Origin of the sequence: Paraburkholderia sp. (assembly GCF_035501035.1) — a bacterium.
Classification (GTDB): Bacteria; Pseudomonadota; Gammaproteobacteria; order Burkholderiales; family Burkholderiaceae; genus Paraburkholderia.
Genome location: NZ_DATJWR010000158.1, coordinates 1 through 7,121 on the forward strand (window position 1 = coordinate 1; position 7,121 = coordinate 7,121).

General features: G+C 63.1%; 6 protein-coding genes and 1 pseudogene. 5 read left to right on the top strand and 2 right to left on the bottom strand.

Going from position 1 to position 7,121, the window contains the following annotated elements; translation table 11 throughout:
• Positions 1 to 311 precede the first annotated feature (311 nt).
• From VMJ11_RS11160 to VMJ11_RS11180, 5 genes are all read left to right on the top strand, one after another.
• Positions 312 to 518, top strand: a complete 207-nt coding sequence (locus VMJ11_RS11160; RefSeq protein ID WP_325619480.1) for a type II toxin-antitoxin system VapB family antitoxin — start codon at positions 312 to 314, stop codon at positions 516 to 518.
• A complete protein-coding gene (locus VMJ11_RS11165) occupies positions 515 to 895 on the top strand; it encodes a type II toxin-antitoxin system VapC family toxin (protein WP_325619481.1) in 381 nt (126 codons plus the stop codon). The genes VMJ11_RS11160 and VMJ11_RS11165 overlap by 4 nt, the downstream gene beginning before the upstream one ends.
• Before the next feature lie 141 nt (positions 896 to 1,036).
• On the top strand, positions 1,037 to 1,552 hold the full coding sequence (locus VMJ11_RS11170; RefSeq protein ID WP_325619482.1) for a BBE domain-containing protein: 516 nt from the start codon (positions 1,037 to 1,039) through the stop codon (positions 1,550 to 1,552).
• A gap of 965 nt (positions 1,553 to 2,517) precedes the next feature.
• Positions 2,518 to 2,823, top strand: coding sequence for a DUF4148 domain-containing protein (locus VMJ11_RS11175; protein ID WP_325619483.1), 306 nt, complete (start codon positions 2,518 to 2,520; stop codon positions 2,821 to 2,823).
• Positions 2,824 to 2,990: 167 nt separating this feature from the next.
• A complete protein-coding gene (locus tag VMJ11_RS11180; RefSeq protein ID WP_325619484.1) occupies positions 2,991 to 4,226 on the top strand; it encodes an FAD-dependent oxidoreductase in 1,236 nt (411 codons plus the stop codon).
• A 155-nt stretch (positions 4,227 to 4,381) separates the two neighbouring features.
• Here VMJ11_RS11180 and VMJ11_RS11185 read toward each other — a convergent pair.
• Positions 4,382 to 4,830 (bottom strand): annotated as a pseudogene (locus VMJ11_RS11185) (2-hydroxycarboxylate transporter family protein); the annotation flags it as partial.
• A 157-nt stretch (positions 4,831 to 4,987) separates the two neighbouring features.
• Positions 4,988 to 7,121: CoA-binding protein (locus tag VMJ11_RS11190; protein WP_325619485.1), on the bottom strand; the 2,134-nt coding region annotated here is incomplete at its 5' end.

Genomic DNA, 7,121 nt, shown 5'->3' on the forward strand with positions numbered 1-7,121 from the left:
TTTGCGGCAGTCGACTATGCGCGGTCGTGAACGGATCCTTCGCCGAACGTACCTTGCGAGGTGATTTTGTCGTGTCCCACTACTACAAGGTCACCCCGCACACGCAGCTGCTGGGATGGCCAATGCTCATATCATGGGATATACGACGTCGACTTTTCCGTACGTATCGAGCCAGAGCCGCGGTGAGGCATGCCTGCAGTCCTTTAGCTTGAAGGAGCGCCATGCCGTTGCACTGCTTCCGAGGCGTGGCCCAAAAAGCAACAAAATCTGATGCTATAATTGATGCGGAATGGCATCAAATCGGAGGCTAAATGCGAACCACCGTTACGATCGACGACAACCTTTACGAGCGCGCTCTTGAGCTGGCCGATCCCGACATGGATAAGGCAGATCTGTTTCGGGTGGCAATGCAGACGTTTGTTCGCGTGCAGGCTGGTAAGCGTCTGGCAGCCTTGGGTGGCGCCGCGCCCGATATGCCCGACATCCCGCGGCGCCGATCCGAGCCTGCGACGCAATGAGCGTCCTCATCGACACATCCGTATGGGTTGAGCATTTCCGTCGAGCCAACACGAGGCTTGTTCAACTGATCACCAGCGACCAGGCGCTGACGCATCCGGTCGTTCTTGTTGAACTCGCCTGTGGCACTCCGCCAGCACCTCGCGTCCGGACGCTCCACGACATAGGGCTGCTGCAACATTCGACGCACGCGACATGGACCGAGGTGATGGAGTTGATCGAGGCGAGACAATTTTACGGTCGAGGCTGTGGCAGCAGCGATCTTACGTTGCTTGCGTCAACTTTGATGACTCCCGGTGCGTCGATTTGGACCTTGGACAAGCGCCTCGCTCAGCTCGCCGGTGAGCTCGGCATCGCGTACATGCATGACATCCACTAGGCGCGTCACTCGGCTTCGCGGTACATGCCTTTCCGGCGCGCTCTTTATGGGACGCGAGCTTCTTCCGGCGCTACGCGCCGAGCGCCATCGACTTCGATAACCGGCCAGGCGCTTCGGCCGACCACTTCTGGTGGATTACCGATGCCGCTCGGTTGGTGCGTTCTGGTACGCCTTTGCCTCCGCCTGGCTGCCGGCCTCGCTGCTTCGACAACAAAACCAGCGCCAGTTTGTCAGTTTGTCGATGCGTGGTTTGCCGCCAGCCGCCATTGGGAACTCGCGCTGCATTTCAGCAAAGGCCTGGCCGGCGGTCCCGCCGGAGCGATTGACGCGGCGCGCAACACGGCGATGAACTCCGACGTCGCGGATGCATTCGCCTGGGCCGTGACCGCGGCAAATGGCCCGCCGACGTTCCCCGGGCTGCCCCCACCCGATCTCGCCAGGGCCTTCGCATCTCGCTCCCGCGTCACCAGTGCCTTGGCAGCCCTGCGCGCGGTCGCGCCCGCCACCGGGACCTATTTAAACGAGAGCGACTATTTTCAGCCGGACTGGAAACGGACATTCTGGGGTGCAAATTACTCGCGGCTTCTGGCTGTCAAGCAGCGCTACGATCCAGCGGGTCTCTTCACTGTGCACCAAGGCGTCGGCAGCGCGAGCTGAGGCGCCGCCGGGCGTTGTCCCCGGGGCGGCGTTCGGCCCCTGGGCCCAAGGTCACGCCCCGCCCATCCACACGTTCCGTAATGTGCGGTAGCTCACATTACGGAAATCAAGTTGAAAGTCGCGTGACCTATCACTCCCGTCAGACCGCTCTTCCTCCGCTTGCACACTGACGGTACTGATTCCGCGTGCCACGCGTTCCAGCACTAACAGGCTGGGAAGGCCACGTCCTTCCGATGCTGTGACAAGGCGGAGGATCCTCAACCATGGTCCCCGAACCGCAGCCAGATCCCGAAAGCGTCGCGGCACGCGCACCGGCTCGAGCCACTCTCCTATACGTAGAAAGTCAATGACGCCGGATAGCCCCGTGCTCGTCCTGACGATCTCGTCGAGTCGCGCGGCCACAGCGATGTCGGCGATTGATTTCGAGGTTCCCACAAGCCAGGGATGGTCGGAAAGAAGCGAATCCAGCGAATGGCCAAGAAAATTCTCCCTCGATGGGATGATCGCCCTCCCCCTGTCTAAACTCACGTCGAATCTCGAGCAGCGAGCCCCTCTACACCATCCGGCTCAGGAAAGCCTCTGGCCTTCGTGACCAATGCAAGAATTCCACGCAACGCATTTCTGGCCGATCTCCATCAAGTGATGGAGGCCAGTGGACGCCCGCGAAAATATACTGGGCGTGTATTCCGTTTGTATATCTTCAACTCAGTCCTGCATGACGCAAAGCTGACTGCTTCGAGCAGGACCTCGTTAGATACAGGGGGAAATGAACGAAGTGAAACGGCTTGTTTTGGCACCGCTCGCGCTGGCGTTACCGGGCGGTTCCCCTACCGCCGAGGTCAGTCGGATGTGCGGCGAATGCTCCTGTTCGCGCCGGTTTTCACTGCATCAATGCGTCATCGATTCCGCTGGCAGACGAGAAGACTTGTCGCACCATACGTGGCAATCGTTGGAGGTAGCTCATCATGAAAACCCTTGCTCAAACTGTCGTTATCCTTACTGTCATGGCGGCTCCGGTTGTCGCATTCGCACAATCGAACACCGACCTGACTTCCGCGCAGGTCCGCGCCGAGCTGGTGCAACTGGAACAGGCGGGCTATCGCCCCGGTGATGGCGACAATACGAACTATCCGGCTGATATCCAGGCCGCCGAAGCGCGCGTGTCTGCGCAGAACGGCGGTAGCAGTTACGGCGGGGTGGTCAGCGGGACGTCGGCGTCTGGTGGGCCCGCGGCCTTTACCGGCATGAAGCCGATTTACTTCGGTCAGTAAGCCGTTGCATTGACGAACCGTCTTGCAAGGTCTCGCGGGCCGCGCCCCGCTTTTTGATCCAGGCCACAACGTACATACGGAGTACGTCATGTGGGTAGTCGCCGACGTTCACATGTATTCCGTTAGCGCGGCAGCCGCCGCGCTAACGCTTCGCACAACACCTCACAATGACACAGGGCAGCTATGACGCGCTGATCGTGGGCGGCGGCCTTGGCGGCGCCGCGCTTGGCCGTGCACTGGCGGCCGCCGGGGCGCACACGCTCATTGTCGAGCGCGAAACCACGTTCAGGGACCGTGTGCGTGGCGAGGGCGTGTTCCCGTGGGGCGTGGTCGAAGCCGGCGCGCTCGGGATTGATCGTCTGCTGCTCGATGACGGGGCGCACGTGGTGCCCTTCTGGAAGCGCTACACGGGATGCCGAAGCGATTGCCGGGATCTTGCTGCGACTACCCCCGTGCACACCCCGTGTCTGGATTTCTATCATCCGGCAATGCAACGCACCCTGCTGGATGCGGCGGAGGCATCGGGAGCAACGGTGTTACGCGGTGCCGAGGTCGTGGGGATCGCCCCCGCAGACGCGGCGGGCCATGCGCCGATTGCCGAGATCCGGACGGATGGCGGCAAGCATCGGGTGAAGGCGCGGCTCGTGGTCGGTGCCGATGGGCGGAGGTCGACCGTGCGCAGAGTTGCGTGCTTCAAGCTGAACCAGGATCCCGGGCGATTGGTTGTGGCCGGCCTGCTGTACGAGGGGCTCGACGCGCCGGAGGACGCCGTCCACCACTTCCAGTGCCCGGCGTTGGGCCAGACTGCACTGATCTATCCGATCGGCAGCCAGCGGTTTCGAACGTATTTTGTCTCATGGATCGGGCAGCGCGCGCGTCCCATCAGTGGGAGTGGGCACGTCTGCGAACTCCAGGACGCGTGTGTCGACTCGGGCGTGCCGCGCGACTGGTTCGAGCACGCGCGCGTCGTTGGCCCGCTGGCGGCATATCCGGGTGCGGATAGCTGGGTCGATCATCCCTGCAACGGCGGCGTGGTGCTGATCGGGGATGCGGCGGCGGCGAGCGATCCGGCTTGGGGATCCGGGCTCTCGTTGACGCTGCGTGACGTCAGGGTGCTTCTCGACCGTTTGCTTGCGAGCGATGACTGGGACGCCGCTGCGCACGCGTACGCTTTTGAGCACGACCGCTATTACGGCGCGCTGCACCGCGTGCACGATTGGCTCACCCAGTTGCTGTACGAACGAGGAAAGATGGCTGACGAGCGCCGTGCCCGTATTCTGCCGTGTTTAGCCACGGAGCCCGATCGTGTGCCCGATATCCGAGGGCTGGGTCCCGAGGCGCCGTCGGATGAAGCAGCGCGCCGGCGGTTTTTCGTTGAGGATGGCTCTTTGCCTCCCGCCTGAGCGCGCCACCGCGAGAGAGGCCCGCTGCCCGAATGGCGGACCCGGCATTGCCATCCATGCCGTCATGCGAGGTAGAACCGGCTGGACCGATGCGCTCGCATCTATGCCACATTCTGCCCGTCTCGATCAAAAAAACGATGACAAAAAAGAAGTGAAGACGTGCCGACAATCGCCGCTGCAATCGACCCTGATGCAAGCGGGATGAAGATCTTCAGGAAGCCCTTAATCAGCACGCGCCGGTCCATGCTGAGGATCGACGCGATGAACAGATAGAGAAAATTAGTCGATTTCGTGAACTCCGTGGTGAGTCCGAGAATCGGCTTGGGCAGCAGGTGATAGTAAGCGAGCGCGGACGGAATGAAGGTCGCACAGATCGCCGCCGCGCCGATATTGCGCAGGATCGGCAGGCGCTTGCCGATTTCCGCACAGGTGAAACCGAAGAACGCCAGCACGGCGATGCCATCGAGATCTCGTCGGGCATCTTGCCGTTGATCGCGAAGCCGGCGATCAACGCGAGCAGAATCACATAGACCGGTAACGGAATGACGCCGATCCGGTATTCCATCAGCTTCCACCAGCCCTCCGGCCAGAAGCGTGGCTTGATGTCAGGCTGCGCCGCGGGTACCGGCCGCGAAGGGTGTGGGCTATGCGAAGTAGTGTGCACGGAATGTCTCCTGCACGGTCGGGGGCCGAGGCCGGTCGCGCACGGCGATCTCGCGATCGAGTGTGCTCCGGCCGTTGCGCTGATCAGTGGATGGGCTTTATGCGACGAATCGCACGTTCGCCTGGGCAGTACGCGTGTCGAGGTTCCGACCGCGATTCAGGTGGTCGTCTATCTCGGCGGCACAGCCGATCATCCGGCCATACAGGAACACCGTGAAAGCGGCTGTCTCGAGCGCGCTTTCCGGGAAGCTGCCCGCCCGATAACGCGCCCACATCATCTTCAGCAACACCGACGCGATGACAGCATCGACATTGACGGCGAACACGTTGCGTGTGACGTTCTCGTCGTACAGTGCCTGGACCAGTGCGCGGTAGTACTCGTGGAAGACGTTGTACTCTTCCCGCGCCTCGAAACGCTGACGCACGAATGCCTCGCGGGGATCGACGTTGACCGGTTTGCCCTTGAACACCGGGTGGTTGATACACGGCAGCGCGGCCTGCTGTGCACCGAGTTCCTTGCGTTGCGCCCGCTCCTCGCCATAGGCACGTGCGAAGTCCGATGCCATCGTCTTCAGGTCGAGGCCGTGCGCCGGGTCGCCCGGATCGGCCATCGCTACACCCCTGAACCGCTCCAGCAGGAACGCCACGCCCTCGAAACCGTTGCCACCGTGCGCATAGCCGGCATGGGTGAGGAAGCCGACCATCGCCTTGTTCAGTTGCACGCGTTCCGGCGTCTCGGGGCCGTCCGCGGATACCGCACCTTTCGCCCCCTGCGCGGAAATCGCGCCCGGTCCATTTGTGAGCAGCAACCCCACGAGTGTCTGGAATCCAAACAACTCGGTCTCATCGGGCGTGCTCCCGAGTAACGCGGCGCAAGCGACTTCAGTCAGCGAGCGCTGTCCAAGAATCTCGTCCATCGCAATGCCGCAGAAGCGTGCAGGTTCATGCTGACCGGCATCGACCGACGCGCCGATCAGCGTGCCGAACAGATGCACCCACCACGGCAGAGCCTCGACCGTCGTGCGCGACACGCGCTTGCGCATGAGCGGCCCCCACGCAAGCGTGGTGGTGATAGCGGCGAGCACCGCGGCGGCGCTCGGCGGCCCATCGAGCGACTGCAGATAGCGGATGAAGGCAGACTTCGCCCCTCTTTGTGCGAGGCCGGCGAGCATCGCCTGGGCCTTTGCGTCAGGCTCCCTGCCTATAAGCAGTGCGCGAGTCGCGGGATCGGCACGTAGCGCGGCCGTATCGAACCCTTCGTCGAGCGCGTCGCGCAGTCCAGCCGACGTGCCGAGATCGACGAGGGCCCGCACGGCGCGGCACGCCGCTTCGGCACGGCGAGGACCGACGATACTCACGGCAGCCGCGAGTACGCTGTTCGGCGCGTTACCCGCCTCGCGCGCGGCCTGCGCCGCCGCCAGCGTTGCGTAGCCATGCAGGTTGATCTGCGCGCCCACCGCCACGCTGACCAGCTTCGCGTCGTTCGCGCCCCCCGCTTCGTGGAGCAAGGCCAGACACAGGTTCGACTCGAGCGAACACTGCGAGGCCTGCAGCACCGACACTCCATGCAGGCTGGTCACCTGGGTGCCCGGATCCATCTGCGACGCCCCCGACGCGTCCTTCATATTCTGACGCGGCAGCAAGATGCCGACCTGCTGGTTGAGCGTGGCGATCTGGACGTCATACGGCGACAGCGCGGTAACCACCGGCAGGTCGAGCGCGGCAGGCAGCGCCAGTCCGCGCGACGAGCGGAACCACGGCTTGAGTGCGAGGCTGCCCTCCGGTGCAAAATCCGGCCGGGAGCCGTTTTCGCGCATCACTGCGGTAAGCGCCGCCGGAATGTGAGCGATATTGGTGACGAGCGCGCCTCTTGCGCTGCACGCCGGATCGTCCGGCGTGAATGCGCGATCGACGTCGAACTTCTCCATGAACCAACGTTCCTTGGCAACGGCGTCGTCGTGACCGCCAGCGAGCGCCCCTGCGTGGCCGACCGCACGCGTCAGCTTCTGCTTCCAGCGCCCGACCACGCAGGCCACCACCGGCTTGCTGAAGTCCGCATCGAACTCGTAATAACCGCCGGGCTCTGAGTAAAGCACCGCTGCCTTGCTGCGCGCGTCGTTGGCGAGCGCAAAGGCAAACTCCGGCGCGGCGAAATGAATGTAGACATCCTTGCCGCTCGACATGAGCGTGGTCGTGCCCCAGCCAGCCATGCGCAGATACGTGGCAATCGTC